Source organism: Paenibacillus sp. FSL R7-0302 (assembly GCF_038006885.1).
Lineage (GTDB): Bacteria > Bacillota > Bacilli > Paenibacillales > Paenibacillaceae > Paenibacillus_AQ.
In genome coordinates, this window is record NZ_JBBOWB010000001.1 from 5,003,672 (window position 1) to 5,022,410 (window position 18,739).

15 protein-coding genes are annotated in these 18,739 nt (G+C 39.8%); all 15 read right to left on the bottom strand.

Annotated features, from left to right (window positions below):
• Positions 1–4: 4 nt before the first annotated feature.
• Positions 5–985, bottom strand: coding sequence for a radical SAM protein (locus tag MKY96_RS21510; protein WP_340943137.1), 981 nt, complete (start codon positions 983–985; stop codon positions 5–7).
• Positions 954–1,949 carry a hypothetical protein gene (locus MKY96_RS21515; RefSeq protein ID WP_340943139.1) on the bottom strand — a complete coding sequence of 332 codons (996 nt, stop codon included), beginning with the start codon at positions 1,947–1,949 and terminating at the stop codon, positions 954–956. Before MKY96_RS21515 ends, MKY96_RS21510 begins: the two co-directional genes overlap by 32 nt.
• Positions 1,927–3,453: a B12-binding domain-containing radical SAM protein gene (locus MKY96_RS21520; protein WP_340943142.1), complete on the bottom strand. Its 1,527-nt coding sequence runs from the start codon at positions 3,451–3,453 to the stop codon at positions 1,927–1,929. The genes MKY96_RS21515 and MKY96_RS21520 overlap by 23 nt, the downstream gene beginning before the upstream one ends.
• Before the next feature lie 51 nt (positions 3,454–3,504).
• Positions 3,505–4,422 carry an SPL family radical SAM protein gene (locus MKY96_RS21525; protein ID WP_340943145.1) on the bottom strand — a complete coding sequence of 306 codons (918 nt, stop codon included), beginning with the start codon at positions 4,420–4,422 and terminating at the stop codon, positions 3,505–3,507.
• A 48-nt stretch (positions 4,423–4,470) separates the two neighbouring features.
• The gene (locus MKY96_RS21530; protein ID WP_340943148.1) at positions 4,471–5,979 is read right to left on the bottom strand and encodes a radical SAM/SPASM domain-containing protein; all 1,509 of its coding nucleotides are present in this window, start codon (positions 5,977–5,979) and stop codon (positions 4,471–4,473) included.
• Between the two features lie 24 nt (positions 5,980–6,003).
• Positions 6,004–7,629, bottom strand: a complete 1,626-nt coding sequence (locus MKY96_RS21535) for an ABC transporter ATP-binding protein (RefSeq protein WP_340943151.1) — start codon at positions 7,627–7,629, stop codon at positions 6,004–6,006.
• A 13-nt stretch (positions 7,630–7,642) separates the two neighbouring features.
• Complete coding sequence (locus tag MKY96_RS21540; RefSeq protein ID WP_340943152.1) at positions 7,643–9,352, bottom strand: ABC transporter ATP-binding protein; 1,710 nt, start codon at positions 9,350–9,352, stop codon at positions 7,643–7,645.
• Between the two features lie 15 nt (positions 9,353–9,367).
• Positions 9,368–10,810, bottom strand: coding sequence for a DegT/DnrJ/EryC1/StrS family aminotransferase (locus MKY96_RS21545; RefSeq protein WP_340943154.1), 1,443 nt, complete (start codon positions 10,808–10,810; stop codon positions 9,368–9,370).
• A gap of 53 nt (positions 10,811–10,863) precedes the next feature.
• A complete protein-coding gene (locus tag MKY96_RS21550) occupies positions 10,864–12,435 on the bottom strand; it encodes a P-loop domain-containing protein (RefSeq protein ID WP_340943157.1) in 1,572 nt (523 codons plus the stop codon).
• A gap of 139 nt (positions 12,436–12,574) precedes the next feature.
• Positions 12,575–13,612, bottom strand: a complete 1,038-nt coding sequence (locus MKY96_RS21555; protein WP_340943158.1) for a hypothetical protein — start codon at positions 13,610–13,612, stop codon at positions 12,575–12,577.
• A gap of 6 nt (positions 13,613–13,618) precedes the next feature.
• Positions 13,619–14,824, bottom strand: coding sequence for a hypothetical protein (locus tag MKY96_RS21560; protein WP_340943160.1), 1,206 nt, complete (start codon positions 14,822–14,824; stop codon positions 13,619–13,621).
• Between the two features lie 11 nt (positions 14,825–14,835).
• The gene (locus MKY96_RS21565; RefSeq protein WP_340943162.1) at positions 14,836–16,329 is read right to left on the bottom strand and encodes a class I adenylate-forming enzyme family protein; all 1,494 of its coding nucleotides are present in this window, start codon (positions 16,327–16,329) and stop codon (positions 14,836–14,838) included.
• Positions 16,307–16,576 (bottom strand): acyl carrier protein, encoded by a 270-nt coding sequence (locus tag MKY96_RS21570; protein ID WP_340943164.1) that lies wholly within the window; start codon positions 16,574–16,576, stop codon positions 16,307–16,309. The genes MKY96_RS21565 and MKY96_RS21570 overlap by 23 nt, the downstream gene beginning before the upstream one ends.
• A 132-nt stretch (positions 16,577–16,708) precedes the next feature.
• Complete coding sequence (locus MKY96_RS21575; RefSeq protein WP_340943166.1) at positions 16,709–17,689, bottom strand: hypothetical protein; 981 nt, start codon at positions 17,687–17,689, stop codon at positions 16,709–16,711.
• A gap of 245 nt (positions 17,690–17,934) precedes the next feature.
• A complete protein-coding gene (gene sigK, locus MKY96_RS21580) occupies positions 17,935–18,636 on the bottom strand; it encodes an RNA polymerase sporulation sigma factor SigK (RefSeq protein WP_036691086.1) in 702 nt (233 codons plus the stop codon).
• Positions 18,637–18,739 lie beyond the last annotated feature (103 nt).

Genomic DNA, 18,739 nt, shown 5'->3' on the forward strand with positions numbered 1-18,739 from the left:
TTTTTTAATGTGACGAGGCAAGGCTTCTATTCCTACTGCTAATTCTGGAAGCTACTTGTTCTGACAGCTCAAGCATGTCAAAATATTCTCTCTGCATAACCTCAAGCTGCATTTGCTGCTCAAGAAGTCTTGTGTTTTGCCAAACTTCCTCATTATATTGAGGGTATATTTCATAGTTAGAGATAGCCCAATCTTCCTTATGATGGTGTACATAGCAGCTCATAATATTTCCGTCAGGCAGCATCCACGGGGAAAGTACGTTTTCGAGAGTCGGGTAGAACTTTAAATATTCTTCTTTAGTAATGACATTCGTGGTAATTCTCGTGTGGAAATGGTTATGTGATTCTGCCAAAATCCCTGAGACGGATTTTAAATCCAGTATTTTATCACTCGTTAACCATAGCTTTTCCTTGTATTTTCCTCTGCCCATTCTGCTCACATGTCCTAACTTCACCATCACCGGATCTGTGTGCAGAATAATATCCTTCAACCAATCCCAGTCATCATGACTTTCTGGTGTCACCATACACTGCAGGGCAACATGTGCTCCTTGTTCAGCAAGGTAAGATAACGCCTTTATTGTTTGTTCATAGCTGCCGTTCCCTCTCATCCGGTCATGATATTCAAGGGGACCATCCAGACTAATGTTAACCATATTGATATGCTTGCTGATGAATTCTGCATAATCCTCGTCAATCAGTGTTCCATTAGAAAATAAATCAACCAGTAATTCTTGCGATTTGGCAAACAACACCAGCGTTTTGAAATCAGTCCTTAGAAGTGCCTCTCCACCTGTGAACAAAACTCTGCGTCCGCCGGAGCTTCTGAATTTCTCCAAAAAGAAGCACAGCTGTTCTGTTGTCAATTGATGTTCCTCTTCCTTCTTCTTCAGTCTGGAATAGCAATAAGGGCATTCCAGGTTGCATTGTTTGGTTAATTCGATGGAAATAGACTCATACTGAAGCCTCTGTTGTTCTATCTGCATATTTTGCCTCCTCACTGAACAAATGACCCCAAGGGACTACACGAAATGGGCTTGTCTGCACCCACTTAATATGCACTGCCTTAGAAATTTGTTTGAAGAGTTCATGGCTTTCGCTATCCTTATAGGAGATCAGCATGTTCTCTAGAGTATTCTCTGCAAGATCACCGATCAACAAATTAGGGTCTGCTTGTTTGCGTTCAGGGTAGACCTTGCCGTTTCTCATGATAGCCAGTCTCCTTGGAACATCACCCTTAGAAGAATGGCAGGTGTGTTTAAAACAGACATAACCGTTGCAGGGATGCTCATTCAGCAGTCTGGCAGGAAGAATTCCCAGCTCCATCAGTACAGCTGTACGATTCTCATAATTATTATTTATTTCTATGGAAATACGGTAAAGATGGTCCAATTGAGCCCATGTAATATGCAGGCCGTTATTTGCGTCCAGCACTGGGTTTAAAGTTAGTGTAATTTGGGTTCGGTTATAGACATTCAGCAGCAGCTCTTCAACATGCACAAGATGATTTGTATTGAGATTTATAATCATTGCGGAGATTTTATAGTAGGTTCTATTTATTTCGTTAATTTTTTCACAAAGAGTATTCAAGAAATCAACTGAATTTAAACATTCGTTCGTCATGTTTTCTTCTATTCTTAGTACAAGCTTCACACAAGAGGGCAATTCACGCCGCTCTTCATAAATCTTCAACAAATCCTCATAGGTAATCCGCCACACAATCCCTGCACTAATCTTGCTAAGAATATATTCAGACATTCCGGTTAACGCCTGGGGACTCATCGATTTAATAATAATATTTTTAATATTGGCCTGTGGAAGCCCAGTTAACATATTCCCTAGGATTTCAAAGTCGTGTCCTTTAAAATCCCGGTAATCCTCCTCCAGCAATAACGCTGGCGCCTCATTGTCTTTGTAAACCAGATCATTATCTATAAGCGAGTTCATCAAGAATATTCCCTCCCATTTTGGTCCATGTATGATCATGTTTTTTAAAGATATCAACAATTTTTTCATGCAGCAGAATGGAATCCATTCCTTCTTTTTGAGCTGAAATCAGTTTGCGGAGTCCTGATAAAGCGATAATCCTTAATGAAAAATGATATCTTTTCACCATGTCCGGATTATTCCAGTTATCTTTGGAATATACATAGCGGTCCAAGACGAACTGTTGAAAAATCCTTGCCTGGGCAATAAAAACTTGAACATCCCCATCCATGTAGTAACAGGGAACTTCGCCTTCCCAGATGCTTTCATCTTTAATAAAGGATTTGAACCCCTTATATATTGGAGTGCCTAAATGCAGATGAAGTTCATGAAATATAGAACCTACGCCAGTTATATTTAGTGCTTCGTATATTTTGTGTTCCAGGTAGAATTCCAGTTTGGAGTCAATGTCATCCAGCGTACTGTCCGGTACAGCCAATAAAGAGCCTATTCTGTAACCGATACCTGCCTTTTTTATACAATCCAGAGCCTTTACAACCTTCTCCTGGCCGTACCCTTTTTTTATCGTGGAAAGTTCACGTGAGGATACCGATTCCACTCCTACAAAAACGGAATGTAATCCGACATCCTTAAGTAATTTAATAGTTTCATAGTCAATGCAATCCGCCCTGACATCTATATAGAATTCCAACTTCATTTCACTTTCACGAATGAGTTCAGCAAACTCGTTAACCCTCTTGCGTCCTAATTTGCCCGGTCCGATAAACTCAGCATCCAAAAAATGAATACGTTGAATCCCCAGCTCATATAAAATCTGTAGATCGGCTACCACCTCTGTGATATCCCGGCATATCCAGCTGCCACCCTTACATAATGTGGATGCAGCTCCGACATTGCAGTAAATACAGGACTTGTACCAACAGCCCCTGCTGGACCACACTAAAGCCATTGAAGGATCTTCTGATGAGATGTAATGCCGCACATCCACACCGGCCATGATATCATCAAGGGAACTGAAATTTCTTTTGGCAAAACATATATCTCCACCAACATCCTTGTATGCAGCACCTTCTAATCGGCAGAGTGTCATAGCCCCTAATTCAATATTAATAATATCCATGAGCACTTCTTCAGGATTCACAGGTATAACATAATCAAGCATAGGCATACTCTCTAGACACTTGGCATAATCTAATGCACCTGTTCCAATTGCAATACATATACGGTGTTCCAGACTGTTTTTAGGCGCCCACATAAAATCGTAAATATCCTCAATACAAAACATGCCGCATATACACACGATGTCCGGATCATAAAGCTCTAACGCCTCAGTGAGTTCCTCCTCATCCTCCCCTTCTTCTTTTATAAAATCAAAAATCTGGGAGTCATGCCCTTTCTTCTTCATAAACTCTCTGATTGTAATAAGGCCTGACATATGAACATAGTCCGCACAATACTTATGCCTGTATATCGAATTGCTGTGTGGAAGAATACAAGCAATTCTCATGTTCTGCACCTCGTTCCTAGTAAAATTTCCATCGTTGTTATATGAATTTAGTCACAGCATATTTGAGATTTGATGACTGTATTTGTGATTTATGCTGTTACCATTTATATCAGGTTCCCATGTAATTCCGAATTCCAGTCCTTTACTTTCGCAGATCTCTTTCAGTTTGGAAAAAATACTCTCACGATACTCTGTATTTGCGTGTATTCTTCCATTTATCTTCTCTGTGTACAAATTTGTATACTTTTCAAATAGTCCCGGTTGTATAGCTTCTAGATATCCTCGTTCTCTATCAAGGGCACCTTCGATAATATCCGCCACACTGCTGACAATATATCTTACCTTTCTCTTCTTCAACTCATCTACCAGCGCTTTAAATTCCGCCATATCATCGGTGATATAGGGGAATATCGGATCGATTCTGGCAATAATCCGGATGCCGTAATCAGACATCGCCTCAATCCCGTTCAATAATTCTTCCACACTGGCACCGTTTCCCCGGACAAGCATTTTTCGTTTGGCCTCATTTATAGTCAAAATTGAAATTTGCACAAAGGAATGCGGATGCTTTTGGATTAACGGGTATAACTCGCCTGGAACGGATCCTTTAGTACAAATGGCTACAGGCATGTTAATGTCAGCAGCATGTTTTATGATTTGCCTGCTTAGTTGAAGCTCTGCTTCTACCGGTTGAAAAGGGTCAGACACCGGTGATAAATGGATCACCTTGGCATAATCGTTATTGAGGATATAATTATTCACATGATCAATGATGTTCTCGACAACACGGATTACACCTTTTTCCCTAAAATCATCGAATGCTTTGCGTTTAAGAAACCCATCATTTGCAGGGCAAAAGAGACACTGATGTTCGCAGCCATAGTACGGATTGACAAGGATCTTCGGACCAATCTTTTGACTCGTCTTATTCACTGCTGGTGAAATTCGTTTGATTTCATATGATTTCATCATCGTGACCTCTTTATTATTTATTTAATTGAACTAATAAAAGAAGATTCAGCTTTGTGCTACAGCTTTATTTTCAACCTCTCTGATCAGCACATCCCACAGTTTCCTATAAGGCAGCTGCCCTTTAGGGTAATAGTTGGAAAGCAATCTTAAACTTTGAATAACCCGTTCTTCCATTAACCTGCAATGAGATTTTTGGACGATTAACTCCGAAGGAAATAATACAAGCCGTTTGTATGGACAAGGGCCTTCGCACAGTACGTTCAAATCGCAATCCTTGCAGAGCGAATCATTTTGTTTTTCCAGATTCCTGATTCCATTATCCGTGAGGATATCTATAGGCTGAATACCTTCGTTGACTCTTCCTATAGAGAATGCTTCCTTTCCGACAAAGAAATGACAGGGGTACACAGCACCGGAAGTATCTACGGAAATGTAACTGCTTCCTGCAGGACATGGCGGTGTTTCATAAAATTCAGCCTTACAGCTGTTTTTCAGGATTTGTGATAGCATTTCCGATACCAGATTGATATTCACATTACCTTTGGTATCAATTAATTCAACTAAATAATCAGTTACAGCAGGTAATTGCTCCAAAATTGACTGATAAATTTGATCTGTAGGTGGAATTCCCGGTAGATTATCACCAGATGCCGGGTCAAACACAATATTGCGGAACCCTAAAGATACAAAGTATTTAATACGGTTAATCAAATTATGTTCAACATCTGCAACAGTACATCGAAGAACCACACGGTCACTTAAATAGTGTTCAATCAATTTCACCCGCTTTTCGACTTGTGCAGATACCTGCAGCTTTCCCCTGCCGAAGCGGTACTGATCGTTGATTTCTGGAGGGCCGTCCAAGCTCAGAAGAATTCGAATGTCTTTACCACTATTCATTAATTCGGCAATACCTTCATCGATCAAAGTACCATTTGTGAAAATATCAAAAATGATTTGGTTGCCATATCTCCGTGATAACGCTCTGCCGTAATCTATGATGAAATACATCAGCTTTTTGTTCAGCAGCGGTTCTCCGCCAAATAAAATGATGTTACCCCCACAGTTCTCAGGAATCTGGGAAATAAAAACCTCAAGGGCTTTGCGCGCAGTCTCCTCAGGCATCACAGATTCTGAATATCCATACCCTCCTCCTTCGGCAAAGCAGTATTTGCAAATCAGATTACACTTGTGACAGAGATTCAGATTCATTTTTTCCACGTAAGTCGATAATGTCTTTAATTTATTCTCCGAGAAAACCCCCAGCTTGGCTAAAGAAATCAATTGCCTTTTGACCTGTGCATCGATTGCAAAAGACTCTCCTTCTGCTTGATATTGAAATAACTGTTGTCTTGCATCTTCAGTAACTTCCATGAAAACCCCGCTTTTAACAGCCAGCAGAAAATTCCTCTGATTTATTGGGGCAAACAGTTTGAAGTCATTAGGCTGAGGAATTCCGATATCTCTGAAATGCTGCAAATCATCGTAAATTGTTTTTAACGGCCTGGATAGGATCTGGAAATCAAAATATTTTTGCGGCTCATTTGCTAGCAAAAGATTTACCTCCCAATCTGAATGTCACATTATTTGTATAATTGCAGATTCCTTGGGAATCCACTCGTCCCGATGGGATATAAATAAGACACAATGATTTTTGCTGCATAAATCCTTTAAAGAATGTTCGATAGAAGAGATAGTGATATTATCCAGTGACGCATAAATTTCGTCCAATAATATAAGCGGAGACGGATTATAGAACATCCTGGCGAGTGCAATCCTGCATTTCTGGCCTCCCGATAAGTTTTCACCTCCGTCCTTAATTACATGTTCATATTGGTTGGAAAGCATTAGCACAAATTCCTCTAGACCAGCTTTTTGGGCTGCCTCAACCAAACGGGTTTCGTCTATCTCTGATTTATGTGTTAAGGCTATGTTCTCACTAATGGTTCCATTAAATAAAAATGGAGATTGGGATACACAGGTAACTAAACTTGGATTCAATTCCGTCTTGTGTTCGCCTACGACGGAGATTTTTCCGCTTAAGGGTTTGTATAATCCGTTAATCAGATTCAATAACGTTGTCTTGCCAATGCCGCTTTTGCCAGTAAGATAGGTAATTCTGCCGGAGTTGGCTTCAAATTGAATGTTGTTCAGAATCAGCCTGCTCTTATCGTAGCCAAACTTGATACTCTCCACTTTCAATTGAAACGGAGTCTTTAGAATTTCGGCAGCTTCGCAGCTGTTAATCTCCGGAATCTGTAATCCCAGTAATTCAAAAACACTTATACATCCTGCTTTGTTTTTTTGATACTCGCGCATGAGACTGCTGACAAACTTATAAGGATTAAGCAGAACATCGTACATGGATACGAATGCCACAAAGGCCCCTACTGTGATCGCTTGTTCTGCAGCCAAAAATGATCCTATAAATAAAACGGTAAGCAATGCTAAAATATCGACAAAGTTGGAAATGGCATCAATGTTCACACCAATACGAACGGATCTTGTATTGAGGCGGTTATAATCTTCTAAGTGATTCTGAATATTTTCTCTTGTTGCGCGTTCATCACCGGCCAATTTGTAAAAAATAATTCCTTGTATAATCTGCATTACAGCTGAAAACATTGATGACTTTTTTTTATTAATTTCATCATGAACACCATAGAAGTAGGCGACCAACTTCTTATCGATGAAGATTTTTACCACGCCGAAAACTAAAAGGGCAAGCGTTAAGTGCCAGGATAGAATAAAGCCGGAAATAACTGTGCCTGATATCTTCCCCAGGCTGCCGATACATAAGTGGATCGCCTTGTACAAATTGCTGAAATCTGTAATGTTATTATTGACCCTATATAAGACATCATTTTTATTTGTTTCTTTTGAATCGCTGTACAACACGTTATGTACCATGTTGGTTCGTAATTGGCTGTGCATTGAAATAATAGAATAATTTAATTTTTGGTTTATGAGATACACAACAAAGGTACCAATAAGAATGGAGCCGGTAAAAACGATGATCCCGTCTCTGAGTATTCCTACATCATGCTGTAGTGTTCCATCAGTAATCCACTTTACTCCCCATGCTATTCCTAAAGACATTAGGAGGCCCCTTAGAATTTCCAGGCCAGAAGTAACCATGAGAATTCCTAAACTTTTTGTTTGCTTAAGGTGTTTAATAAATTCCTTTTGAAATCTGTTGTTCAATCCGTCACCCCCTCTATTCATTTTCTTTTAACATGCTTTTATATAGTGAATTTTGTAATATAACGTTATAATTTTCATAAGCGGCAATCTGCCCGTTATCCATTAGAAGAATTTTATCGAATTTACTCATAATGTCTGCACTTATTCTATGAGTAACTAGCACAACACCGCATGATAATTCTGAAAACATATGATCTAGAATCTTCTGCTCTGTTGAGGCATCAACTCCGGAAAAGCATTCATCCAAAAGCAAAAACGGCTTCTGCTTGGCCACTGCCATCGCAATTCCTAAACGTTGCTTTTGTCCGACTGACATATTCTCACCATCATTCTGAATTACAGTCTGATATCCGCTGCTCATATTTTGGATTTCAGAATGAATTTCTGTTATGCGTGCATACCTTATGAAGTTCTCAAGTTTGCAATCATACAGGACTCCCCTAATATTGTTCTCGATAGTATCGTGTTGGAAAAATATTTCCTGTGGCAAATATGATATATATTTTTTCACATCATCCGTACCCATTGCTTTGAGTTCTTGGCCATTTAGTATCAGACTTCCATTATACTTGCCGTCATAACCCATCAGTTGCTTCAACAAGGTGCTTTTTCCGCTGCCGCTTTTCCCAATCACCGCTATTCTTTCTTGATCTTTAATTTCTAGAGAAATGTTGTCTAACGCCTTTCTCCCATGCTTGTAGGTATAACTGACTTGGTTCAGGATGATCGAATTCGTATTGGAAGCTTCACCGCTTATATTTCCAGCCGGCATTTCCGGCAAATTCATTAATTCGTTATACCGTTCAATATTTTTTCGCACATTATAGATTGCAGGCATAATCCCCGGCAGCTGCATTATCATATCAACCATTGGATCAATGACTATAAAAGTACTTACGATCACGCCAAAATCCATCCTATTGTTGTAAGCTAAAATTCCGCCGATGACGTATAACGATACATAAATGGCTTGATAGCCTCCTACGCCAGCAATCCAGACTATGTTATCGTACAAAGTTTTTTTCTTTTCATGTGTCACTAACTTCCGCTCGCTGGACCGGTATTTGTCCATGAAGTATTCATTTGCCGAATAAATACGGATATCATCTGCATGGTCAATAATATCTTTAGAAATCATATTCAGTGCCGTTTTGGACTCTTGAGCTTTGATGTAGGCTTCACCGCTTTTTTTCCCGAAATGCCTGGGAATTATAATGAGTACGGGCATCAGCACAACAAAAGCCAGCAGATATACATTATTTATGCCTATATATAACAGGATCAATCCAAGCCTAGTGATATTAGACATATAGGATAACAACGTATTGAATTGAAAGTTAACTATACTTTTTAAATCGTCGTTAAATCTGGTGATTATATCCGCTTGGCTGAAGCTCTCAAGATCACCTAAGTAGACCCTGTTCAATTTCTCATAAAATTTGTTACTCATCTTTATTTCCGTTTGCATTTGTAAACGGTTAGTATAGAATTTACTTATGCTGTTCATTAATATATTTAACAGCACTACCAGGAACAAAAAGGCTGCAAGCTTCCCCAGAGCTCCAAATTCCCTAGTGGTTACACTGTTAATTAGATCCTTAATAGAATTCAAATAGACAATAAATAACAAGTTTATAATTAGATTCAGCAATATTAAAATTACTAGCTTCCGCTTTTTCGTCTCCGTTACTTCCCGTACCGAACGAATAGTTTTTGCGATCATCATTTCTCTCCTGTCCTATTTCATCCCCAACGGCGAACAGAATTGCACAATTTCATCACTTACCTTATCAACAAGCTCCTCAGTGATATCCAGTCCGAATGAAAGTGTGACAGTCCGGCTCAACAGATCCGCAGTTCTTGAATACTGTGTTTCGGTTGAGGCATGAACTCCCGTCTTCTCCAGCAAGCAGGGCCAATGCATAAATACATTTGTCGTTATCTCTTTTTCGTTGTAAAGTGTTTTTGCCTGGACACCAATTCCCCGGAGAAATTCCGCCAGTTGAACAGCAATGTCCTGAGATTTCATACCGATATATATAGACTGCGGTATGTAACCTTCGTAGTTCTCAATAGTTTGCAGATCTACATTAGGGAGCAGAGATAATTTTTGTGTCATCAATCTATGCAGACTGCGCAAATGATTTGCAAATAAATCCAATTTTTTCATCTGCTCCATAAAAATTGCCGCATGCAATTCCGATAAGCGCATATTTTGTGCCGGGAAGCCGGGCAAGTATTTAGAGTGCATATATAACAGGCTCGCATCAGAATATAATAAAGCCTTCTCATATATTTCTTGATTGTTCGTAACAAGAGCCCCGCCCTCGCCACTGCTTAATACTTTATGTTCATGGAAGCTAAAACAGGCAACATCTCCGAAAGAGCCAAGTGCTTGATCGTCATAAAAAGCGCCGAAAGATTGCGCACAATCTTCAATCAAAAATATATTATGTTTTTTTGCTATGCTCTGTAATTCTTTGACTCTGGCAGCCTTGCCCTGTAAATGGGAGCATATTATCGCTTTGGTGTTGGATGTAATGCGTTGTTCGGCTTCTTCCGGGCATAACATGAAGGTATTGTCTATATTGCATAAAACAGGAGTAGCTCCAAAATGCATCATTGAGGTTGCCGAACCGATGTAATTAAAGGTTGGGCAGATAACCTCATCCCCTTCACCGATACCCAAAGCTTTAAATGCGCAGAGGAGAGCGCTTGTACCAGAGTTAACGGCTAAACAATAACGCGTTCCGATTAGCTTGGATATTTCATGCTCTAATCTGGTGCACGGCGAGTACCTTAAATGACGTAGGCTATCCAAGGTCAGTTCACCATAACGGAATAACCGCTTGGAATTTAATACTTCCATTACAGCCCCAGCCTCTTCATGTGATATCCTTGACGCCCCAAAATTGTTGGATATCCAAGCATATTTGGGTTGATTATAGGTAAGAATCTCTTGATTCAGTAACCGGTTAATCAATTTATTCGCTCTGACTAAAGGAAACTTAACGCTTATAGCAGCTTTGAAATCCTCCTCTTCAAGTCCCTTGCCTATCATCAGCAAACATTCCAGGGTACCTTCATCCATAAATGACACCCTGTTACGATGGATATACACACTGTAGAGCTTCTCATTGTACGGTTTTATTGTGAGGTCATTATGAATATATAGTTGCATCAAGTCCACCTCCCTGCTACAAATGTAATCTGCATGCAAAGCTCAGGCTGTACTCAGACGTATTCAGGCATACTCATTCTGGAGAAAGCAAACAAAACATCATGCATTGCGGGCAATTCCATATGATAAGGAATATCAAAGCTGTTTGAGTATATTGCATCAAGTCCTTGTTCATAAAGAAGGCCAAATACTTCCTGAACGGAACGGTAAAGATTGAATGACGGTTCCTTCGTACGGTTAGCCAGATACCGGAGTATAAATGCAATAGTCACTATTTGCTCCTGTGAAATTATAGTATCCAAACGAGAAACATCCACCATATCTTTTCCAAGATGTATAGTATAATTGTCGATATGCACATATTCGAAAATCCGATTGCTTTCTGCATCTCTTTTGAAGGAGGAAAGTGAGTCCGTTTTGACCAGTCTTTCTAACTTCCACTGAACCTCATGTTCGTCTTCTCTTTCATAGAATTCGTATCCATTTTGCTTAAATGGCATTAGTTCTTTATTAAAGTTATGCAGCGTATAGTTTCTCATCATGTACACATTATCAGCCAGATCCAGATATTCGCTGCTTCCGCCAATAATAAGAATTGTCGAAACATCCGCTTTTTTATACAAATGCCGGACACGGTCTGTAAAAGGAACTATGGGATCATCTTGAATAATCTGCTTCATACGGGAGTCACGTATCATAAAGTTAGTTGCTGTTCTGTCTTCATCTATCAGTAATGCTTTGCATCCGAAGGAAACAGCTTCAATAATATTGGCAGCTTGCGAGGTGCTTCCACTGGCATGATAGGAACTGAAGGCCTTGGTATTAGAATGCGGGATATTTCGTATAAAAGGGGTAATGTCCAGGGAAGATACACTGCGTCCATCTTCTGCGATGATTTTGCAGCTTCTCTCTTCGGTTATGCAATACTCACGCCCGTCCCCGGGAACATGATTGTAAACGCCCGAAAGAATACTGTCTAACAAAGTGCTTTTCCCTGAATAACCTCCTCCGGTTATAACTGTAACGCCTTCGGTGATCCCCATTCCTTTAATAACAAAGCCGTCTGATAATATAATTTCGATTTCATCTTCAGCCGGAGAAATAAAAGGAGTGGCATTGCCTAACGGTTGCTCTCCTTCCCCCCGCGGGAGAAGACTATTATTGGCTATAAAGCACACCAATTTCTGCTCCTGTAATAAACTCCGGATCTCCATTTGTCTTTTATACACTGTATTAAATTGACCGCATGCATCATTATCGAAGAAGTCAACAAATTCTCTAACAGCCTTTCCCAATTCCTTTCTAACGATTTTAACTGATAATTTACCTGCAACAACATTCCGCTTTTCCATCATGTGTACAGGAAAACGGATAACCATTGTAATATTCAGCATATCTTCTTTAAAAAAACAGCTATTGCGGACAACGACCTTCTGGTTAGGCTCATGTATGTACATTTTGCCTGTGAATTTCTCTTTCCCCGTCTTATGCTCTTGTTCCAAATCTATCTTTTTTATAAGAGAAACAAAAGACCGTAAACAAAAGTCCGCTGTTGATGCATCTAAAGATCTATTGCGATTCTCCAGACCCAACATTCCAGCCGGGATCTGAATGGTAAACTTCACATACTCGGGTTTTGATTTATGTGTTTCATTACAGATTATAGTTACTCCATTGTATGAATACACATTATTGTTTTTATATATGACTCTTAGTGAAGACACATCGGAAAGGTCGCAAGAGCCTAATAATTTGATGAGCCTGTTAATAACCGTTCACCACCTGTATCCCTATGTCTGTTAACCATTCTTTCTCCACCATTTCCAACGGTTGTCCGAAAAGGGATTGGAAAACCGATAAATTGTCACTCAAACCGTTTTTCCGGCATATGATCTGATAACCTTCCTTGACTTTGTCCAGACCAAAAATGCGGATCAAATAATAAACAAATGATGCAGATATATGATACATGTGAATATGGAAATTTTCGCTTTTATAATCCACCGTGAATAACTCCTTTAAATGAAATACAGGATATTTTTTCAAAAAAACTTTCGATAAAATATCGAATGATTTTCTGTTATTTTCATTTATAAGCAGCAAGTCACTAATTAGTGTGGCCATTCCTTCCACAAATAAAAAGGGAGGACTTCCCCAGTTATAAAGAAGTATATGTGTATATTCATGAAGCTCGGGGCGGTATTTTCCCAGCTTATATGTTAACCCCACGACCAGATTTCTATAGGCAAACGAAGAATTTTGACCAGTTAAATCAGACAGATCATTAATATCCTTGGCGAATATGACCTGTAATCGCTGCTGGCGGGTTATTCCAAGATAATTTTCTACTAATGTAAAATCTCCTGTCAGCCGATGATGCAGGTGTTCCACTTCATACGCTTTCCAGTACATAAGATCAAAGGTGTCGTATTCTTTCCTTAAGTAATCCGTTAGATCAATCTCCAAGATGGCTTGGCTGCAACCATTGACGGCTGCACCGGCATGCAAGGTGAAAAGATAAGGCAAATCCGTTACTCCATACAACTGTACTGGCACAATTTCCTTGCTGAAAATAGCTTTGATACAATGGGAGCCTGCACGTATTTTATTTAATAAAGCCGGAGTTACGGATTCGCAATAGATAAAGCTCTGGTTAATGATTTGCAGTGAATCAGTAAATTCGCATATTATTCCAGCTATCGTGTCCTTCTCTCCCCACTTCAGTGGAGTAAGGAACTCCCGTTCAAAAACCGGTAGATAGCTGCATTTATGTCGGGTATCTCCTATCTGTAGCTTGATCACTTATGCTTATCCTTCCCTTAGAAAATGTACGCTTTTCTTGTGCTCATTCAATTCCAATAAGGATTCCATATGAAACTCCCAGATGATTTCCGCATAAATTACCGACTTGATTCTTTTTAAAAAAAACATTTTAAAAGGAACGAACATCAGCTCCAGCCCGGTTCTGAATGACAGCCAGATATCAATGTGTGAACTGGACAATTGTCTGAACTGGAATTTAAATATACAGTTGTTCAGGCTGCAGCTTATATTTTCTATTACATTACATAGAATGACGGAATGAATTCTCTCGCCGCTGTGCAGCTCGATAAAGTCTGCTGCCCTCCCTTTAGTTAATTCAATAATGTCATTGGGATTTCCGCAGTTGCACTCATTTCCCTTTCTCAAAAGCCCGATGTCGCCTATCTGGTAACGAATAAACGGCATGGCTTTGGAAAATAGGCTGGTAAGAACGACATCACCTTCTTCTCCGTACTGACATGTCCTTCCCCTGTTCATAATTTCAACCACTGCATTTTTGGAGATACAATGAAGATGGCCTTGCCTGCATGATAAAGCGATCCCCATAACCTCTGTACTGCTGTAATTCTCAATAAGGTGTGCGCCGGTAAACAGGGTAATAATTTCACGCTGATATTGCAGCAGGGGTTCACCGATAAATTCGATGTAGCGGATTGTTTCCGGGAATGTCCTCGAATATTTTTCATAAAATGCAAGAAACCTCATAAATCCTCCAGAGTAAGCGATTACATATAAAGGGCTAAAGTTTTCGATTTCATCCGCCTGCTTCTCAAACCATTCTAAATCCATTAGAGACGTATTAATGTTGAAGGTTGTCCCACGATCCGATAGATATGATATTTCCTGACGCTCATTAAAAAAGAACAGATTCAAACACTTCGTGTCAGTCCTGAGTCCATACTCTGCTGACCTGCAACTCCATATATTTTTCATTTGTGTATAATAATCCTGCTGTGCCTTTACTACTTTCAGCGGCATCATTGTAGTGCCGGAGGTCAACGAATATTTTAATTGAGCTTCAGAAACAGAATCGCTTAAAAATTGTTCGGGTTCGTTCAGATATAAAGCTTTGTCCACAACAGGAAAGTCCTGTAACTGGTCCGGGGTGATACCCCTTTCCTGAAAATAGTGCCGGTAAAACGGAACATGCATGCATGCCCAGGCCAAACTTTTGTGATAATTATTGTCCATATATCATGCTCCTAAAAAGGTAACCTTCTATATTGGAGGGCGCCCTCCTCATAAAGCTTTGCGGTCCAATATCGCGACCTCTTTTGATGTTCATTTACCGGAACACTCATAGAAACTATAAATTCTTTTGGCCGTTCATGCGGAAACAGAGTTGAATTACAATACTGAATAAGTATATGCTCCTTAACATCTTGTATATTCCCTGCCAATAGACATACTATTCTGCTGCCATAGACCTGATCTGAAACCCCGAATACAATACAATCCTCCACACCCTCAAGCCTTCTAATCGTTTCTTCAACAAGTACAGGATTTACTTTATTCCCGGATACATTAATCGTATCGTTGGCTCGCCCGAGAATAAATAGGTCGCCATCATCATCTAAATATCCTAAATCGCCTGTTTCAAAAAAATCATTCTGATTTATATATTGAATTTTAAAATTGGAATGCACGTATCCGGACATGAGGCTTTGACTTTTGACACATATCACCCCCACTTCATGTGAACTGCATTGTTCTTGAGAATTCCCGTTTTTAATATAAAGGATCGTATCCTTTATTGGTCTGCCTACTGAACCGTACTTTGCATCATTAGAGTCCGTCTGCGCAGTAACCCGGGGGCCCGTTTCAGTTAAGCCATATACGTTCAGAATCTTACTGCCAGCAAATACTGCGCTTAGTTCCTGAGCCTCGGTACCACTCAATACTGCTCCGCTTGTGTAAATGGTTCTGACCCGGATATCGCTTCCCGTCTTCTTCGTATAATCCTTTAAGCGTTTCAGAAGCTGCGGATTCGCAAATAAGAACGTGGGCGCATAATGTTTGATATTTTGCAGCATCTTAGCCATACTGCAGTACGGATCTGGAGCAAATAAATGTGCCCCTGAATAAATACATGTCAGTATTTCGCCGACTAGTACGGAGACATGTGTGAAATTTTTCAAGGTCAGAAACCTGTCTGTAGGGGCAGGCCGCATATATTCTACTATCCCTTGTATATTGCTGTATATCGCCTTGTGTGTTAAGGCAATGCCTTTCCTTCTGCCAGTCGTCCCTGAGCTCATCATTACCAGAGCAATGCTGTCATCGCTCAAGCCTGAAGCAGGCTCCAAAAGCGGTTTATGCCTGTAATCTTCGTAATTAATCTGGATGGTTCTGCATGAAAATGATACATCGGTTCTTCCACTGGAAATACATATACACCCGGGCAGTGTAAGATCAATGCTTTCCTCAATAATGTCAGATGGCGTATTATGTGTTAATGGAATTACGACGCCTCCCAAACCCAGTACGGCAAATAGCTTAATAATAAAGTCCGTGCAATTTCTGCTTATCACAATAACTCTGCTGTTTACTGTGACTCCGTTCTCCTGCAGATAAGCTCTGCAGCGCAGGGAACGCTCATAGAGAGATTCTCCATCTAAAGCCAAAGCTTCGTCTGTACAAATAAAAGTGGACTTATTCTTTTTCAATAAATCCTCAAGTCTGGCCAATTTTTTCACCTTCACTTATACTCTTTTCCACAGCCCGGCATAAATCGGAGAATGTCTTAACTTCATAAATATTTAATACTTCATCCGACAAGGAAATCCCGATCTTATCTTCAATAGTAACGACAACTTGGATGTAGCTCATTGAATCCAGTCCGATTGTTTCGCCCAAACTTACTTCATCTGAGAAATCCGTTTCACTCATATTAAAATGTATACATTCCAATATGCTGGTTCGAACGATGTCTTTAATATTCATGAGTATCTCCTTTCATATTCAAACCCATAGAAATAGAAAATACTTCTTATAAAAACTATAAGCCTTTTTCCATACTTTAGACGTGATACATGTCATAAAAGGGATGAAATGTTAATTATATAAATATATGAATTAAATTCTTGTCAGAATACGCTCCAACAGAATCTGTTCATTGTTCCTTATGGATATTAATTCCCGGTTAATACTTTCCAGGCTGTCTTTATTAGGCTTCATATTATATTTTAGGACCATGTTTCTTGTGATATAGCTCTTAACATCTAAAGCCTTAGACTCCTTAACTAAATCCTGGGCATTCACTAAACATGAAATTTGGTTTAAATACTCCAATCGCATGACCATAAGCTTCTTATGTTCCCAGAGCAAATGAAATACCCTGATGTCAAGCTTCGGCAAATCCTCCTTCCGGTTCGTTATACGAGAACTCAAATGATGATAGACATCTAATCCATAGATACATAGAACTTCATTGTTAATTAAGTCAAAACTCCGTTTGGAAAATAGCAAACGCTGCAATCCATCAATAATGTATTCTCTATTGATAGTATAGTTATCCGTCTTATTGTTTTTCTTCAGGAGTATCACTCTGGAAATAAAGTTGCGTTCCCTATAAACCTCTTTATTTGCAGCCTCAATAATCTCGAAAGAACACGTTGAATTTTTAAAAGCTCCATCTGCCATATTGTCTGAAAAATATACTGTATTTTCATTAATATCATATCCATATATCAGCGTTTCATGAAAATTACTCTGTTTAAGATACTCATCATATCCGGGAATATAAAAACGGTCTAAATGGCACCACACATAAAAATCATTATCTATTGCATGAATTATAAAATCCTTAAAAGAGGTCCATTGTGTGATTAAAGATCTATCCAGGGTTGACTTGTTAATGTAAGGGCAAATATCAATCAGGAAATCATGGTTATCAAAAAAATATACATCCCAGTCAATGACGTATCTGATTTGTATAAAGTTAGAATAGATCCATGGTCTTATCCGTTCATCGTCAGAAATTATGGAAAGAAGCGTTCCATATACATTGGAAGTAGACAATAAGGGTTTATGTACCTCAAGTAATTTCTTTGACACGTACGACCTACTTTCTTATTTTAATGAGTATCCTAATAACATATACAGCGCCTTTTGTCCTTTTTCACATGTTTTTTATTCATGTATTGACCGCTTAACAGAAAGGCTTATCTCACGCTCGTATTAACCACCCCTCCAAATTATAACATAAAATCATTTATTTTAGATAAAGATCCTTATTTTCACAGACTACATGTTTTAATTTCTACAAAAAAGAGCCTGTCAAAAAGACAGACTCGATAAACTCACCGCTTCACCTTATAAAACTCATGATACAACTTCATGAGTGCCCTTTTCTCTATCCTTGACACATAACTCCGCGAGATCCCCAGCTCCTTCGCAATCTCCCGCTGCGTCCGCTCTTCTCCGCCAGTGTCCAGTCCGAAGCGGCCGACGACGACTTCCTTCTCCCGGTCATCCAGGATGTCCAGATTCCGATAGATCTTGCTCTTCTCAATCTTCAGATCGACCTCTTTAATCACATCATCGGCCTCAGAGCCGAGGATATCGATCAGGGTGATCTCGTTGCCTTCCTTATCCGTTCCGATCGGATCGTGGAGGGATACGTCTTTACGTGTTTTTTTCAGCGAACGTAAGTGCATCAGGATTTCATTCTCGATACATCTTGCCGCAAAAGTAGCCAGCTTCGTGCCCTTGTTCGGGCGGTAGCTCTCAATGGCCTTGATCAGGCCGATGGTGCCGATGGAGATCAGGTCCTCCATGTCTTCGCCGGTGTTGTCGAATTTCTTCACTATATGGGCAACCAGCCGCAGGTTATGCTCGATCAGCAGGTTCCGTGCCTTGGCATCTCCCTCGGCCATCATGCCTAAGTATTTGCTCTCATCCTGCTCCGATAGAGGCTGGGGAAAAGCGTTGTTCCTTACGTAAGATACCAGCAGCGTCAGTTCTTTGATCAGCAGCGCAATCGTGCTTATGATTCCAGGCAACTTGGCGACACCTCCCGCACATGTACAATGAAACCGATCAGTTAGGAGAACAACGGGTTCATGGTCCTTTTATTGTATGTGGGTAGGTGCCTAGAAGTGCATG

Excerpts from the sequence above, each read along its gene's own strand:
- MKY96_RS21510 (WP_340943137.1), bottom strand. The coding sequence starts at position 985 with ATGCAGATAGAACAACAGAGGCTTCAGTATGAGTCTATTTCCATCGAA.
- MKY96_RS21520 (WP_340943142.1), bottom strand. The coding sequence starts at position 3,453 with ATGAGAATTGCTTGTATTCTTCCACACAGCAATTCGATATACAGGCAT.
- MKY96_RS21525 (WP_340943145.1), bottom strand. The coding sequence starts at position 4,422 with ATGAAATCATATGAAATCAAACGAATTTCACCAGCAGTGAATAAGACG.
- MKY96_RS21540 (WP_340943152.1), bottom strand. The coding sequence starts at position 9,352 with ATGATCGCAAAAACTATTCGTTCGGTACGGGAAGTAACGGAGACGAAA.
- MKY96_RS21545 (WP_340943154.1), bottom strand. The coding sequence starts at position 10,810 with ATGCAACTATATATTCATAATGACCTCACAATAAAACCGTACAATGAG.
- MKY96_RS21560 (WP_340943160.1), bottom strand. The coding sequence starts at position 14,824 with ATGGACAATAATTATCACAAAAGTTTGGCCTGGGCATGCATGCATGTT.
- MKY96_RS21570 (WP_340943164.1), bottom strand. The coding sequence starts at position 16,576 with ATGAATATTAAAGACATCGTTCGAACCAGCATATTGGAATGTATACAT.